The following is a 15,165-nucleotide window of genomic DNA, read 5'->3' on the forward strand; positions in this document are numbered from 1 at the left end:
TAACTGAATGATCGGTCACATCTTATAGAGGGAAGATTTCGTTATGTCCTGCTTTCCATCTCAGAGAGCATTATCACAGGTTCTTCTGACCCCCGAAGATACGAAGCGGATGGACTGTGTCATGGCCCCGATTCTGCCGCAGGTCATGGAGAGAGCGGGCATGATGGCAGCACGGGTTGTTTGCCAGCATATCCGGCCTTGCCGGGTTCTGGTGGCTTGTGGTCCGGGCAACAATGGAGGAGATGGCTATGTGCTGGCGCGTTATCTGGCAGAGCGTGGCTGGCCTGTCTCTGTGGCTGTGTTGTACCCGCCAGGAGATGGCACTCTTGCTGAGACGATGGCGCAGCGTTGGCAGGGGCCGGTGGTGGCTTTCACAGCGGAAGAGGCCGGACGTGTTGATCTGGTTATTGATGCCGTTTTTGGAGCCGGGATGAACCGCCCCTTACCGAAAGTGGTCGAGCAGTTTTTTGCAGCAGCACGACAGATCGTCGCTATTGATGTTCCATCGGGTCTAGATGGCGCTACGGGGGCTTGCAAGGGGCGGGTTGCTCCCTGTTTGATGACGGTTGCTCTGATACGTAAACGGCCGGGCCATCTGTTAGAGCCAGGCCGGTCCCTTTGTGGTGATGTGGTTTGTGTTGATCTGGCCATTCCTCCCGCTGTGATGGAGGGGCTGGCAGATTCGGCGCTGTGGGAAAATGGTCCGGCCTTGTGGACTCTGCCGGTGCAGCAGGTAGAGGACCACAAATATAGACGAGGTGTTGTAAGCCTTTGTGGTGGTACGGCGATGCATGGTGCGGCCCTGTTTGCGTTTGAGGCAGCCCGCCATGTTGGTGCTGGGCTGGTGCGGCTAACGGTGCCTGATGAATCTGCCCTGTTGTATCGACTCGCATCACCAGCGGCCATTGTTGATACGCTCCCTCTAGAAGAGGCACTGAAAGACGAGCGACGGCATGTCTGGGTCTGTGGTCCGGGGTTGGGAAGAGAGGAGGTAGAACGGACATTACCACTCCTCCAGCGAGCTAATCGGAAGATCGTGGCAGATGCAGGGGCGCTGACATGGGCTGCTGGACATCCCGAGTTGTTGCAGGGTGTGTCTGTCATAACGCCACATATGGGTGAGTTTTCCCGTCTTTTTGGACCATGTGAAGAAAATCGTTTGGAAGCAGTCCAGCGGGCATCCAACCAGCTTGGGGCCGTGGTCGTGCTTAAGGGAGCCGATACGCTTATCGCTGCACCAGATGGCCGTGTGGCGGTCAACGTGCATGCTACACCCGCTCTTGCTGTTGCGGGGGCTGGGGATGTTCTGAGTGGACTTGTCGGTGCTTTTCTGGCGGCGGGATTGCCAGCATGGGAGGCTGCTGCCGCCGCAGTGTGGATTCACGGCGAGGCAGGGCGGCGTGCCGCTGTAAAGAAAGGGGGCTGGATCGTGCCAGAAGATCTTTTCGGAGAGCTGGGAGTGGCCCGTTCTGCGGCATCTTATGCGGAAGAAGAGAAATTATATTGGCAGAAATAACATATTTGCAAAGACAAGCCCTTGCCGATGCCGATTTCATGCGCTAAATCCGCAGACCAGTGAAGGGTCTGTGCCTACTTAGCTGAAGGGACAGATACTGGAGAGCAGGCCGTATGGATTATGCGGGCGTGGTGAAATTGGTAGACACGCCAGATTTAGGTTCTGGTGGCGCAAGCTGTGGGGGTTCAAGTCCCTCCGCCCGCACCAAGGCAGTCTCCTCCTGAATAGAACGATGTTGATGATCCCCTTATCATAGAGAAGGAAGAGCGGTTTCATGCAGGTTACGCCCACACTCACAGAGGGCCTGAAGCGGTCCTTTACCGTAGTTATCCCCGCTGCTGACCTGCAGGGCCGCTGTGATGCCCGTCTAGCTGAGGTGGGTCGTGATGTGAAGCTGCCGGGATTCCGCCCGGGTAAGGTGCCGGCTTCTGTCGTTAAGCAGCGCTTCGGTGAATCTGTGCAGGCGGAAGTAACCGAGAAGCTTGTGCAGGAGAGTGTGAAGTCCCTGCTCGAAGAGCGTGACATCCGGCCGGCTATGCAGCCGAAAGTTGATCTGGTCTCCGCTGGTACGGACGGCAAGGATCTCGAGTTCACGCTGGAAATGGAAGTCCTGCCGGAAATTCCGACACCGGATATGTCTGGTACGAAGCTGACTCGCTACACCGCCAAGGTGGCTGATGAGGTCATCGATAAGGCCCTTAACGAGGTTGCTGAGCGTAACCGCAAGTTTGAAACGATTGAAGAAGATCGTCCGGCTGGCAAGGGCGATGTCTTGAACGTGAACTTCGTTGGCAAAAAAGACGGTACGCCGTTTGATGGCGGCACGGCAGATGATGTCAATGTTGAGATCGGTGGTGCTGGTTTCATCCCCGGGTTTGCCGAGCAGATGGAAGGCATGAAGCCGGGTGAAGAGCGCACGATCACAGTGACCTTCCCGGAGAACTATCAGGCCAAGGAACTGGCTGGCCAGGAAGTAACCTTCGACATCAAGGTCAATGCGCTTAAGAAGCCCGTTAACCCGGCTATTGATGACGAATTCGCCAAGTCCCTGGGGCTGGAGAGCGTCGAGCAGATGCGTAAGCTGATCACCGAGCAGGCAGAATCAGAATACAGCCAGCTTTCCCGTATGCGAATCAAGCGGGACCTGCTGGATGTTCTGGCCGAGAAGGTTGATTTCGAGGCTCCGCAGGGCATGGTTGATGCTGAGTTCGGCCAGATTTGGAGCCGCATCGAGGCAGAGCGCAAGAATGGCGGCCTTGATGAGAAAGATGCTGCTAAGGATGAAGAAACTCTGCGTGCCGATTATCGCAAGATTGCCGAGCGCCGGGTGAAGCTGGGTCTGCTGCTGGCCGAGATTGGCCGCAAGCAGGACATCCAGATTTCTCAGGAAGAGCTGCTTTCCGCCATGCAGCAGGAAGCACGCCGTTATCCTGGGCAGGAGCAGGCCGTATTCGAGTTCTTCACAAAGAACCCGCAGGCTATTGATAGCCTGCGTGGCCCGATCCTTGAGAACAAGGTTGTCGATTATCTGATCGAGCTAGCTGAAGTGACAGATAAGGAAGTAACAGCCGAGGAACTGGCAGATATGCCAGATGCCGACTGATTGCCAAACCTGAAGGAAGAAGGGGGCAGCAGCCGCTGCCCCTTTTTTTTGCTCTTGGCAGGAAAATTCCTCTGACATAAGTCCACTCCACACAGAGACAGGGGCTGGGGGTGTGTGCTAGGCTAGGGGGAGTTGTAAAGGAAAATACCTATGGGCATTGAAGATCGTAATCCTCTGGACGTGTTCAATAATACTCTTGTTCCAATGGTGGTGGAGCAGACCTCAAGGGGTGAGCGCTCTTTCGATATCTATTCCCGGCTTCTGCAGGAGCGTATCATTTTCCTGACAGGCCCGGTTTATGATCAGGTCTCTTCGTTGATTTGTGCGCAGCTGCTCTACCTTGAGAGTGTTAGCCCGACCAAGGAAATTTCTTTTTACATCAACAGCCCGGGTGGCGTTGTGTCAGCTGGTTTGGCTATGTACGACACCATGCAGTATATCCGCTCGCCGGTTAGTACGGTTTGTATTGGTCAGGCAGCTTCCATGGGGTCACTGCTGTTGGCTGCCGGTGAGGCCGGACGGCGTTTTTGTTTGCCAAATGCCCGTGTAATGGTTCATCAGCCTTCTGGTGGGGCGCAGGGGCAGGCTTCGGATATTGAGATTCAGGCCCGTGAAATCCTTCAGATCCGCCGCCGCCTGAACGAGATCTACCGTGAGCATACAGGGCGTGCTCTGGAAGAAATTGAAGAAGCGCTGGAGCGCGACCGTTATCTCTCCGCTACGGAAGCCAAGGAATTCGGGCTGGTCGATGAGGTTGTGACACGACACCCGGCGGAGAAGAAGAGGGCCTGATCTGATTATTCACAGGGTATTCAGGGGTCTGAACATACCCGTTTCCCATACGGGTTTGAGGAGCTGTAATGAGCGGAAAAGATAGCGATTCCAAGAATACGCTTTATTGTTCATTCTGTGGAAAGTCCCAGCATGAGGTGAAAAAGCTCATCGCCGGACCGACCGTGTTCATCTGTAATGAATGTGTCGAGCTATGCACGGATATCATTCGTGAGGAGCGGAGTGCAGGCCCCGTAACCAGTGGTGAAGGGGTCCCGACCCCACGTGAGATCTGCCAGATCCTTAATGATTATGTCATCGGCCAGAGCGAAGCCAAGAAGGTGCTCTCGGTGGCCGTGCATAACCATTATAAGCGGCTGGAGCAGGCCGAGAAGGCCGGGGATGTCGAAATCGGTAAGGCCAATATCATGCTGATCGGCCCGACCGGTACAGGGAAGACCCTTCTGGCCCAGACGCTTGCCCGTATTCTTGATGTGCCCTTTACTATGGCAGATGCCACAACGCTGACAGAAGCCGGGTATGTGGGTGAGGATGTTGAGAATATCATTCTCAAGCTGCTTCAGGCCTGTGATTATAATGTCGAACGTGCCCAGCGTGGCATCGTCTATATTGATGAGATCGACAAGATTTCTCGTAAGGCAGAGAATCCGTCTATCACTCGTGATGTATCGGGTGAGGGGGTGCAGCAGGCTCTGCTGAAGCTGATGGAGGGGACTGTGGCGTCCGTTCCTCCGCAGGGTGGGCGCAAGCATCCGCAGCAGGAGTTTGTTCAGGTTGATACAACCAACATGCTCTTCATCTGTGGTGGTGCGTTTGCTGGGCTGGATAAGGTTATCAGTGCCCGGGGCAAGGGAAGCGGGATTGGTTTTGGGGCTGATGTGCGCTCCGAAGATGATCGCAAGCTGGGAGATATTCTTAAGGATATCGAGCCGGAAGACCTCATGAAATATGGTTTGATTCCAGAGTTCATCGGTCGTTTGCCCGTCATTGCGACACTGAATGATCTTGATGAAGCCGCCCTGGTCCAGATTCTGACAGAGCCGAAAAATGCTCTAATCAAGCAGTATCAGCGTCTCTTCCAGATGGAAGGGGTCGAGCTAGAGTTTGAGGAAAACGCCATCAAGGGGATCGCTGCCCGTGCCATTGAGCGCCAGACAGGCGCCCGTGGTCTGCGTTCCATCATGGAGAAAATCCTGATGGAAACAATGTTCGACCTTCCCGGCAGAAAGAATGTTGAGAAGGTCGTTGTCAATCGTGATGTCGCAGAAGGCAAGGCTGAACCGGTATATGTCTACGGTCAGCAGGATGATGAAAAGAAAATGGCAGACTGACAGAAAAAGTACTGGCAGAGTCATGTTTCTGTCAGTGCTTTGCTATGGCGGGGTATTGCCCCTTATGCCTTGATACCCCACATAGAGACATTAATTGAAAGAACCCTCGCCGTGCCATTTTTATAGGGCGGCGTGGGTTTGGTCGTCCGCTATGGAGATCCTGAAGCATGAGTGACGAAAAGAAACCAAAAACAAGTCGCCGCAAGACTGCCGATACGAAGACTTCCGGCGGCGGAAATGCGGGGCGTACGCGGCGTACGACTTCCAATGCTGTTAAAGACGAGGCAAGCAAGGCTACGACACCACGTAGAAAGGTAGCAGCCAGTAAGGCGCAGCCGGAAAAGGCCGCTACTGAAAAAAAGGTGGCTCGTAAAAAAGAGCAGCGGCCCGTCCTGCCTGTGCTGCCCTTGCGGAATATTGTTGTCTTTCCTCATATGATCGTCCCGCTTTTCGTGGGGCGTGAAAAGTCGATCCATGCTCTGGACCAGATGCCTGAGGATGGCCGCGAGATCATCCTTGTTTCTCAGAAGGATGTCGGCAAGGACGAGCCGACCGTTGATGATGTCTTCCGTGTTGGGACGGTTGCCAGCGTTCTTCAGCTGCTGAAACTGCCTGATGGCACTGTGAAAGTGCTGGTGGAAGGGATGCGTCGTGTCCGTCTGGTCGGGTTGAAGGAGCAGGACGGGTATTTCCAGAGCTCTGTGGAGGACCTTCCCGATGAGCTGGGCGCTCGGGAGGGTGAGCGTGAGGCATTGGCCCGCTCTGCTGTAAAACGCTTTGAGGATTATGCCCGACTAAACAAGAAAGTCGCCCCAGAGGTGCTGGCCTCCGTCAGCCATCTGGAAGATCCTTCCCGTCTGGCAGATACGATTGCCAGCCATCTTAATTTGCGGATCCCGGAGCGGCAGGAACTGTTGGAGACGCTCTCTGTTGAGGAGCGGCTGGAGCGCATCTTTGCTGGTATGGAGGCGGAAATTGACGTGCTTCAGGTAGAGAAGCGCATCCGCAGCCGTGTGAAAAAGCAGATGGAGAAAACCCAGCGGGAATATTATCTCAATGAGCAGATGAAGGCCATTCAGAAAGAGCTGGGCGAGGGGGAAGATGGTCGTGATGAGCTCGGCGAGATCGAAGAAAAGATCGAGACGCAGGGCCTGAGCCAGGAGGCTAAGGAAAAAGCTCGTGGTGAGCTGAAAAAGCTTCGGAACATGAGCCCGATGTCTGCCGAGGGTACAGTAGTCCGCAGTTATCTGGATTGGCTGGTCGCCCTGCCGTGGAAGAAGCAGTCCAGATTGATCAAGTCGCTCCAGAAAGCCGAGGATGTTCTGGAGGCCGATCATTACGGGCTGGAGAAGATCAAGGAGCGCATTCTGGAATATTTGGCTGTCCAGAGTCGCGCCAAGAAGCTGAAGGGCCCGATTCTCTGCTTGGTTGGCCCTCCGGGTGTTGGTAAGACCTCTTTGGCACGGTCCATCGCTAGAGCGACGGGGCGGAAATATGTCCGTATGTCCCTTGGTGGTATGCGTGATGAATCCGAGATACGTGGTCATCGGCGGACCTATATCGGGGCCATGCCTGGCAAGATTATTCAGGGCGTTAAGAAAGCGGGGGTGAATAATCCACTCTTCCTGCTGGATGAGGTGGACAAGCTCGGCTCTGACTGGCGTGGTGATCCGTCTTCGGCTCTGCTGGAGGTGCTAGACCCAGAGCAGAACAACACGTTTGGGGATCATTACCTCGAAGTTGAGTATGATCTTTCGAACATCATGTTTATTGCTACGGCTAACTCCCTTGATATGCCGCAGCCGCTGCTGGACCGTATGGAGATTATCCGTCTGTCTGGCTATACGGAGCAGGAAAAGCTGGAAATTGCCAAAAGGCACCTTCTCGCCAAGCAGGCAAAGGAGCATAACCTGCGCCCTGATGAGTGGCATGTAACAGATGAGGCGCTGCTGGCCCTTATCCGCTCTTACACACGGGAAGCAGGGGTGCGTAGCCTGGAGCGGATGATCGCCCGTCTAGCCCGCAAGGCCGTGCGTGAGATCCTGTCTGGCACGGTGAAAAAGATTGAGGTTACGCCAGACACGTTGGAGACCTACGCCGGTGTGCCTCGTTACCGTCATAGCGAGGCAGACCAGGAGGATCAGATTGGTATCGTGACCGGTCTGGCATGGACACAGGTTGGTGGTGAGATATTGACCATCGAGAGCCTGACCATGCCGGGTAAGGGGACGATCCGCCATACTGGTAAACTCGGTGACGTGATGAAGGAGAGTGTTTCTGCGGCCTTTTCCTACGTGAAGTCCCGCGCTGAGACATTCGGGATTGATCCTGCCGTGCTGGAGAAGACGGATGTTCATGTGCATCTGCCGGAAGGTGCGGTGCCCAAGGATGGTCCTTCTGCTGGTTCAGCACTGACGACATCGCTTGTCAGCGTGCTAACACGTATCCCGGTTCGGCATGATGTCGCCATGACGGGGGAGGTAACCCTGCGTGGCCGTGTGCTGGAGATTGGCGGGCTGAAAGAGAAGCTACTGGCAGCTCTTCGGGCCGGGATCAAAACGGTTCTGATCCCGGAGGCGAACGTTAAAGACCTTGCCGAGATCCCGGAGAATGTGAAGGAAGGCCTACAGATCATCCCTGTGCAGCACATGGATGAGGTGCTGAATGTTGCTCTGACAGAACCGCCCAAAGCTCTGGCAGCAGGGCCGGTAGCGGGCAGAAGCGGCAAGAAAGTGAACGGGGAAGGAATTTCTCGCTCAATTCGGCACTAAGTGGGGGTATTCTTGCCCTCCGGCTGTTGACGCGGACGAAAACCGCTTCATAGTGCAGATGTAAATTGCAATATGTGATTCTGGCCCCTTTCCGGGGCCGTCTCACCCAACCATTGGAAAGGCTTACCATGGAGAAACCTCTGAACAAGCAGGAACTCATTGCTTCTGTTGCCGAGGCTGCAGATCTTCCCAAGGCGAAGGCTGGTGATGTCGTGGATGCCGTGTTCGGCACCATTGAGAAGACCCTTGCTAAGGGGCAGGAAGTTCGCCTGGTAGGTTTTGGCAGCTTCGTGACAGCCACCCGCAAGGCTGCTAAAGGCCGCAATCCTCGCACTGGCGAAGAGATTGATATTCCGGCTTCCACGTCCGTGCGCTTTAAGCCGGGCAAGGGCCTGAAGGATGCCGTCAGCAAGTAAGGCTGGCATCGTAGCAACGGGGAAGATAATTTTTTGAAAAAAAATGATAATTCCCTGTTGCGCTTCGAGGTGCTTTTGCATATAACTCGGGGCGGGCAATTAGCTCAGCGGTAGAGCGTCTCGTTTACACCGAGAGGGTCGGCGGTTCGATCCCGTCATTGCCCACCACCCTATATTCAAGTTTTTTATGACCTGGCGTTTCGAACAATATGAAACGCTGGCATCCACTTCCGGCCTTTGTCGGGAACGGGCTGAAGCCGGCGAAAAAGATAGGCTGGCTATAATAGCAGAGCGACAGAGTGCTGCCCGCGGGAGCCGAGGGCGTCATTGGGATAGTGGTGAAGGAAATCTAGCTTTTTCCTTCCTTTTTCATTTTTCTGAAAATCAGAATCTGCGTGGTGTTCTGCCATATTTGGTAGGGCTGGCCCTTTATGATGGGCTGGTTGCTACCGCGGCTCTGCCCGAGAAGAATCCTTCCATATTAAAACTGAAATGGCCGAATGACCTGTTGCTTTCTGGCCGTAAGATGGCCGGTATTCTCATTGAGACCGGTTCTTTGACGAATGAAGGGGAAGGGCCCACCAGCTGGGCGGTGATCGGCATGGGGGCCAATTTGCGTATGGCTCCGCATGTTGAGGGGCGAGAGCTGGCAGCACTCGCTGAATATTGCCAGCCACCGGAAGCACCAGCCTGTGCCAGAGCCATAGTGCAGGCTTTTGATAGCTGGATGGAACGCTGGCAGCATGAGGGGCCTAGCGTGATATGGGATGGCTGGATGCAGCGTGCCCACCCTCTGGGTACTCGACTGATCCTTCGAAGGCATGGTAGGGAAGAGACAGGACGATTTGCCGGGCTTGATGCGCAGGGACATCTTTTGCTTGCACTGGACGGTGGTACTGTAACCTCGGTTGTGACGGGTGATGTGATCTGTGAGTAAGGGAGGAGATGTGCTGCTCGTCATTGATGCTGGCAATACGAATGTGGTTTTTGCCATTCATGATGGCGGGGCATGGGTAGGCCGTTGGCGTATCTCGACAGATGACCGTAGAACGGCAGATGAATACGCTGTTTGGATGCTCAGCCTGATGGAGCGTGTAGGACTGAGCCCGGATTGTATAACGCAGGCCATTATTGGGACGGTAGTTCCGGCTGCGTTGTATGATCTGCGGCGCTTATGCCGCTGCTGGCTGCATGTGGAGCCCCTCGTGGCTAATGATGAGCTGGACTGGCACATGGATGTGCTGGTGGATACCCCGGCGGAGTTGGGAGCGGACCGCCTTTTGAATGGTCTTGCTGCCCGCCAGCTTTATGGTGGCGGCCCGTTGGTGGTTGTGGATTTTGGAACGGCGACAACGTTCGATGTTGTCGATGCTCAGGGCCGTTATTGCGGTGGAGCGATTGCCCCGGGGGTTAATCTCTCGATGGATGCACTGCACCAGGCGGCGGCACGGCTGCCCCGTGTCAGTGTCGGGCGGCCTGTGGAAGCAATAGGCCGCAGCACAAGTGTTGCGATGCGATCAGGCCTTTTCTGGGGCTATGTGGGTTTGGTCGAAGGAATTGTTCACCGCATTGCGGGTGAAATGCAGGAGAGCCCTAAAGTTGTGGCGACGGGCGGCCTGGCCCCGCTCTTCTCTGAGGGGACGACGTTATTTGATGAAGTGGCCCCTGACCTAACGCTGGAAGGACTACGTCTTCTAGCTGAGCAGAATAGGGATCGTTTCATTACCGATTTTTCCGGGCAATAGGCCCATACCGCCTTCGGGCACCCTGATAACGTTTGAACAGGATATGATGCGTTTATGACAGAACAAAAAAGTGATTTTGCCTTCCTTCCACTTGGAGGGACGGGCGAAATCGGCATGAATTTCAATCTCTATCGTCTACGTGAGGATGGAGAAGAACATTGGTTGGCTATTGATTGCGGTATCGGTTTCTCCGGTAATGATACACCGGAAGCTGATGTGCTGCTGTCTGACCCGACATTCATTGCCGAGCGGCGGGAGAGTTTGCACGGGCTGGTCATTACCCATGCTCATGAGGACCATGTGGGGGCTGTAGCCCATCTTTGGCGGCAGCTTCGTTGTCCGGTCTATGCCACGCCATTCACGGCGGCTGTGCTGCGGCGTAAGCTTAGCGAGGCAAACCTCCAGAACCAGGTCGTCATCCATATCATTATGCCGGGTTCCCGCTTTGATGTGGGGCCGTTTGATCTCCAGTTCGTTCCGGTGACCCATTCCATTGTGGAGGCCCAGTCCGTGGCCATCCGCACTCCTCATGGTATTATTATCCATACGGGTGACTGGAAGCTGGACCCGACACCACTGGTGGGCCCAGTAACGGATGAGGATGCGTTCCGTGCGCTGGGTGATGAGGGCGTTCTGGCGATGGTGGGTGACAGCACCAATGTCATGAAAGAAGGGCGTTCCCAGTCGGAGGCTGATGTCCGTGTCGGCTTGACGGAAATGATTGCAAAGCTGGAAGGGCGTGTCGCCGTAACATGCTTTGCCAGTAACGTTGCCCGTGTGGAGAGCATCGCTAAGGCTGGTTTGGCCTCTGGTCGTGAGATCATGGTGGTTGGGCGTTCTTTGCGTAATCTGGAAGCCGCAGCGCGTGAATGTGGTTATTTCTCCGACCTCCCTCCCTTCCTGACGGAATATGACATCAAGGATGTTCCGGATGAGAATCTGCTGATGATCATTACAGGCAGTCAGGGTGAGGCACGTTCTGCCCTGTCTCGCATTGCCTGCGATACTCATTCTACGATTTCGCTGGGTGAGGGGGATACGGTCATTTACAGTTCCCGCGTCATTCCGGGGAACGAGCAGGCCGTCATGACCGTGCAGGATAACTTGACCCGCCGTGGCGTAACTGTCCTGACGGATAAAGATGGCATGGTGCATACATCCGGCCATGCAACTGGTGGTGATATTCGTCACCTCTACAGTTTGGTCCGTCCCCGTTACAGTATTCCTACACATGGGGAATGGCGCCATCTGACGGCGCATGGGGCACTAGCCCGTGAGTGTGGCGCAGAGGCCGTGCTGCTGGAAGATGGTGATATCCTCAATCTGGGGCCGGGACCGGTCGAGGTGATCGATACAGCACCAACGGGCCTGCTGGCTCTGGATGGTGATCGCCTCCTGCCTATGACGGGTGGGGTATTGGCTGCCCGTCGCCGGATGCTCTTTAATGGTATGGTGCTGGCCAGCTTTGCGGTGGATGATGAAGGTTACGTCATCGGGGAGCCTCGCATCAGTGCGCCGGGCCTATTGGAGCGGGATGATCCCGAAAGCACGCGCATCCGTGAAGAATTTGCGTATGCCATTGATGAGATTCCCGATGAATTCCGGCAGGACGATCAGGCGTTCCGTGATGCAGCACGTACGGCTCTGCGTCGGGCTCTAGGCCGGAAGTTGCGGAAGCGTCCGCTGGTTGATGTCCACCTCCTGCGCGTCTGAGGAAAAAGAACATGCGGTTAAGTCAGGCTTTCCAGCCCACTCTGAAAGAAGTCCCGGCGGAGGCGCAGATCGCTTCTCATCGGTTGATGTTGCGGGCTGGTCTTGTGCGGCAGTCTTCATCGGGCATTTATACATGGCTGCCCGCAGGGCTGCGTGTCCTGCGGAACATTGCTAACATTGTACGGCAGGAGCAGGACCGGATTGGCGGGCAGGAAATCCTGATGCCAACCGTTCAGTCGGCCGAGCTGTGGCGGCGTTCTGGCCGTTACGATGCCTATGGTCCGGAGATGCTGCGCATCACGGATAGGCAGGATCGTGAGATGCTCTATGGTCCGACTAATGAGGAAATGGTGACGGATCTTTTCGGCGGTACGGTGAAGTCTTACCGTGAATTACCGAAGATGCTTTATCATATTCAGTGGAAATTCCGGGATGAGATCCGCCCTCGTTTCGGTGTGATGCGTGGCCGTGAATTCTACATGAAGGACGGTTATAGCTTCGATCTCTCTTATGATGATGCAGTGCGGAGCTATTACCGCATCATGCTGTCCTATCTGAAGATTTTCCGTCGTCTGGGTGTACAGGCCGTACCGATGGCAGCCGATACGGGGCCGATTGGTGGTGAGCTAAGCCACGAATTTCTCGTTCTTGCCCCGACAGGGGAGAGCGAGGTCTTTTATGATGCTGGCTGGGATGACATCGACTGGGACAGCATCGGTCTCGACCCGCAGAAGGAGGAGGACCTCCAGAAGCTGCGTGAGATCGTAAAGACGACATATTCTGCTACGGATGAAAAACACGATCTTTCCACATGGGAGAGCGTGCCGGAAGATCGCCGCCGTGGTGGTCGGGGCATCGAGGTAGGCCATATCTTCTATTTCGGTACGAAATATACCGAATCCATGGGCGTGGAAGTGAGTGGTGCCGATGGTGCGCCCCTGCATCCGCATATGGGGTCTTATGGCATTGGTGTGTCCCGTCTGGTTGGGGCCATCATTGAGGCTTCGCACGATGACGCTGGCATTATCTGGCCGGAAGAAGTGGCTCCTTATCGTGCTGCTCTGCTCAATCTCCGTCCCGGTGATGAGCTGTGTGACCAGCTTTGCGAAAGCATTTATAGCCGTGACCCAGAAGGGCTGCTCTATGATGACCGCTCCGACCGTGCTGGTGTGAAGTTTAATGATGCCGACCTGATGGGCCATCCGTGGCAGATCATTGTCGGTCCCCGTGGGGCTAAGGCGGGCATGGTGGAGCTGAAGCATCGTGCCACCGGTGAGCGGAGTGAGCTGCCGCTGGATGAGGCTCTGGTGAAGCTGGGGCTTGCCTGATCATGTTCGGGCGATTTGAGCGGACAGTTGCCCTACGCTATCTGCGTGCCCGCAAGGGAGAACGCTTTGCATCCGTCATTGCGCTTTTCTCCCTTGTCGGTATTGCCCTGGGGGTAGCGACGCTCATCATCGTTATGGCTGTGATGAACGGTTTCAAGGCTGACCTGATGGGGCGGATTCTTGGCCTGCATGGGGATCTGAATGTCTATGCCTATGGGCAGGTCATCCGGGAGTATAAGGATGATGCGGCGTTGATCCGTAAGGTGCCCGGTGTGACGCAGGTTTTGCCCATGACGCAGGGCACAGTCCTTGCAGAAGCGGGGCGTTATTCCACAGGTGCTATGCTGGAAGGGCTAGCACAGGATGACTTGCGGAACTGGAAAGCCCTCAGTGATGGAATCATGGAAGGCAGTTTGGATGACTTCCAGGGTGATTCTGCCGTTGCCGTGGGGGTCACGCTGGCCGAACGGGCCGGGTTGCATGTTGGCTCGCCACTGACCATTCTTTCGCCCAATGGTCAGGCCACGCCATTCGGTACGATGCCACGGGTGCGGAAACTGCATGTGGCCCTGATCTTTGATGCCAACTGGAATGATTATAACAGTAACATCATTCTTATGCCGCTGGCGGCCTCCCAAAAATTCCTCATGATGGGAGATGGGGTCTCGTTGATGCAGGTTAGCACGTCCGACCCGCTGCATGTTAGACTGACCAGCCATCAGATTACGGACGTTTTGAACGATCCTCGCCTTCAGGTGCTGGACTGGACACAGAGCGCTAACGGTTTTCTGGATGCCGTGACAGTGGAACAAAATGTAATGTTCCTCATCCTCACGCTCATCATTCTTGTGGCGGCCTTTAACGTGATTTCCTCGCTCATCATGATGGTCAAGGACAAGACACGGGACATTGCTGTGCTGCGAACCTTCGGGGCCAGTCGGGGCAGTGTAATGCGGATTTTCTTAATGTGCGGGGCGTCTGTTGGTGTGGTGGGAACGGTCGTGGGAACGGGGCTGGGCATTTGCTTTGCCCTGAATATCGAGCGGATCCGGCACGTGCTTGAGTCCCTAACGGGTACGGACCTGTTTAATCCGGAGGTTTATTTTCTCGCCCGTCTTCCGGCCCGCCTAGTGTGGTCGCAGGTTGTGGAAGTCGCCGTGCTGTCGTTGGTTCTGTCGCTGTTGGCTACGCTGTACCCCTCATGGCGTGCGGCAAAGACCGACCCGGTGGAGGCGCTGCGGCATGAGTGAGACAAAACAGACCACGGTTTTAACGCTTGAAGCACTGGGGCGGTCCTTTCATTCTGGTGATGAAGAGCTGCATATCCTACGGGGGGCCAATTTCGCCCTAAAGAGCGGTGAGTTGGTTGCGCTTGTAGCACCAAGCGGAACGGGTAAATCTACTTTGCTCCATCTGGCTGGCCTGCTGGAGCGTCCTGACAGGGGCGAGGTCTTCATTAAAGGGCAGCCTACGTCCAAACTGGGCGAGGCGGGGCGGACAGCTCTGCGGCGGGATGAAATCGGTTTTGTGTACCAGTTTCATCATTTGTTGCGGGAATTTACGGCCGTGGAAAATGTCATGCTGCCTCAGCTTGCAGCAGGCGTAAAGCCAGCCGAGGCTCGGAAGCGTGCGGAAGATCTGTTGGGCCGTTTTGGTTTGTCTCATCGGCTGGCGGCCTTGCCGGGGCGTATGTCTGGCGGGGAGCAGCAGCGGACGGCGATTGCCCGTGCGCTGGCCAATCGGCCTAGCCTGCTTCTGGCTGATGAGCCGACGGGCAATCTGGATACAAAGACGGCCGATCTCGTTTTCACTGAGCTGATGCGTGTTGTGCGGGAAGAAGGCGTAGCCGCTTTGATCGCTACCCATAATGAGGCTCTGGCCGCAGCGATGGATCGTACTGTCACGCTTTATGAAGGGCGAATCATTCCTTTTCAGGGATGAGGTGTTTTC

12 protein-coding genes and 2 tRNA genes are annotated in these 15,165 nt (G+C 55.4%); all 14 read left to right on the top strand.

Going from position 1 to position 15,165, the window contains the following annotated elements; genetic code table 11:
* The first annotated feature begins 43 nt into the window (after positions 1-43).
* The 14 genes from CPA57_RS00690 to CPA57_RS00755 all read left to right on the top strand — a co-directional run bounded on the left by CPA57_RS00690 (position 44) and on the right by CPA57_RS00755 (position 15,156).
* Positions 44-1,516 (top strand): NAD(P)H-hydrate dehydratase, encoded by a 1,473-nt coding sequence (locus CPA57_RS00690; RefSeq protein ID WP_182080625.1) that lies wholly within the window; start codon positions 44-46, stop codon positions 1,514-1,516.
* A 122-nt stretch (positions 1,517-1,638) separates the two neighbouring features.
* Positions 1,639-1,723, top strand: a tRNA-Leu gene (locus CPA57_RS00695).
* 67 nt (positions 1,724-1,790) lie between these two features.
* Positions 1,791-3,119 carry a trigger factor gene (gene tig, locus CPA57_RS00700; RefSeq protein ID WP_182080627.1) on the top strand — a complete coding sequence of 443 codons (1,329 nt, stop codon included), beginning with the start codon at positions 1,791-1,793 and terminating at the stop codon, positions 3,117-3,119.
* Positions 3,120-3,269: 150 nt separating this feature from the next.
* Entirely contained in the window at positions 3,270-3,911 is a 642-nt protein-coding gene (locus tag CPA57_RS00705; RefSeq protein ID WP_077395662.1) for an ATP-dependent Clp protease proteolytic subunit, read from the top strand.
* A 68-nt stretch (positions 3,912-3,979) separates the two neighbouring features.
* The gene (gene clpX / locus CPA57_RS00710; protein WP_182080629.1) at positions 3,980-5,242 is read left to right on the top strand and encodes an ATP-dependent Clp protease ATP-binding subunit ClpX; all 1,263 of its coding nucleotides are present in this window, start codon (positions 3,980-3,982) and stop codon (positions 5,240-5,242) included.
* 167 nt (positions 5,243-5,409) lie between these two features.
* Positions 5,410-8,013, top strand: a complete 2,604-nt coding sequence (lon, locus tag CPA57_RS00715; RefSeq protein ID WP_182080631.1) for an endopeptidase La — start codon at positions 5,410-5,412, stop codon at positions 8,011-8,013.
* 128 nt (positions 8,014-8,141) lie between these two features.
* A complete protein-coding gene (locus CPA57_RS00720) occupies positions 8,142-8,429 on the top strand; it encodes an HU family DNA-binding protein (RefSeq protein ID WP_043559910.1) in 288 nt (95 codons plus the stop codon).
* 93 nt (positions 8,430-8,522) lie between these two features.
* Positions 8,523-8,597: transfer RNA gene (locus CPA57_RS00725), tRNA-Val, on the top strand.
* A 19-nt stretch (positions 8,598-8,616) separates the two neighbouring features.
* Positions 8,617-9,366: a biotin--[acetyl-CoA-carboxylase] ligase gene (locus CPA57_RS00730; RefSeq protein ID WP_182080633.1), complete on the top strand. Its 750-nt coding sequence runs from the start codon at positions 8,617-8,619 to the stop codon at positions 9,364-9,366.
* 10 nt (positions 9,367-9,376) lie between these two features.
* Positions 9,377-10,174, top strand: a complete 798-nt coding sequence (locus CPA57_RS00735; protein ID WP_182081742.1) for a type III pantothenate kinase — start codon at positions 9,377-9,379, stop codon at positions 10,172-10,174.
* A gap of 54 nt (positions 10,175-10,228) precedes the next feature.
* Positions 10,229-11,887 carry a ribonuclease J gene (locus tag CPA57_RS00740; RefSeq protein ID WP_182080635.1) on the top strand — a complete coding sequence of 553 codons (1,659 nt, stop codon included), beginning with the start codon at positions 10,229-10,231 and terminating at the stop codon, positions 11,885-11,887.
* An 11-nt stretch (positions 11,888-11,898) separates the two neighbouring features.
* Complete coding sequence (proS, locus tag CPA57_RS00745) at positions 11,899-13,215, top strand: proline--tRNA ligase (protein WP_182080637.1); 1,317 nt, start codon at positions 11,899-11,901, stop codon at positions 13,213-13,215.
* A 2-nt stretch (positions 13,216-13,217) separates the two neighbouring features.
* A complete protein-coding gene (locus CPA57_RS00750; RefSeq protein WP_182080639.1) occupies positions 13,218-14,465 on the top strand; it encodes a lipoprotein-releasing ABC transporter permease subunit in 1,248 nt (415 codons plus the stop codon).
* The gene (locus tag CPA57_RS00755) at positions 14,458-15,156 is read left to right on the top strand and encodes an ABC transporter ATP-binding protein (protein WP_182080641.1); all 699 of its coding nucleotides are present in this window, start codon (positions 14,458-14,460) and stop codon (positions 15,154-15,156) included. Before CPA57_RS00750 ends, CPA57_RS00755 begins: the two co-directional genes overlap by 8 nt.
* The last annotated feature ends 9 nt before the right edge of the window (positions 15,157-15,165 follow it).

This window comes from Bombella favorum (assembly GCF_014048475.1).
Classification (GTDB): Bacteria; Pseudomonadota; Alphaproteobacteria; order Acetobacterales; family Acetobacteraceae; genus Bombella; species Bombella favorum.

Excerpts from the sequence above, each read along its gene's own strand:
- CPA57_RS00740 (WP_182080635.1), top strand. The coding sequence starts at position 10,229 with ATGACAGAACAAAAAAGTGATTTTGCCTTCCTTCCACTTGGAGGGACG.
- CPA57_RS00750 (WP_182080639.1), top strand. The coding sequence starts at position 13,218 with ATGTTCGGGCGATTTGAGCGGACAGTTGCCCTACGCTATCTGCGTGCC.
- CPA57_RS00755 (WP_182080641.1), top strand. The coding sequence starts at position 14,458 with ATGAGTGAGACAAAACAGACCACGGTTTTAACGCTTGAAGCACTGGGG.
- CPA57_RS00730 (WP_182080633.1), top strand. The coding sequence starts at position 8,617 with ATGACCTGGCGTTTCGAACAATATGAAACGCTGGCATCCACTTCCGGC.
- tig (WP_182080627.1), top strand. The coding sequence starts at position 1,791 with ATGCAGGTTACGCCCACACTCACAGAGGGCCTGAAGCGGTCCTTTACC.
- clpX (WP_182080629.1), top strand. The coding sequence starts at position 3,980 with ATGAGCGGAAAAGATAGCGATTCCAAGAATACGCTTTATTGTTCATTC.
- CPA57_RS00690 (WP_182080625.1), top strand. The coding sequence starts at position 44 with ATGTCCTGCTTTCCATCTCAGAGAGCATTATCACAGGTTCTTCTGACC.
- CPA57_RS00705 (WP_077395662.1), top strand. The coding sequence starts at position 3,270 with ATGGGCATTGAAGATCGTAATCCTCTGGACGTGTTCAATAATACTCTT.
- proS (WP_182080637.1), top strand. The coding sequence starts at position 11,899 with ATGCGGTTAAGTCAGGCTTTCCAGCCCACTCTGAAAGAAGTCCCGGCG.
- CPA57_RS00720 (WP_043559910.1), top strand. The coding sequence starts at position 8,142 with ATGGAGAAACCTCTGAACAAGCAGGAACTCATTGCTTCTGTTGCCGAG.
- lon (WP_182080631.1), top strand. The coding sequence starts at position 5,410 with ATGAGTGACGAAAAGAAACCAAAAACAAGTCGCCGCAAGACTGCCGAT.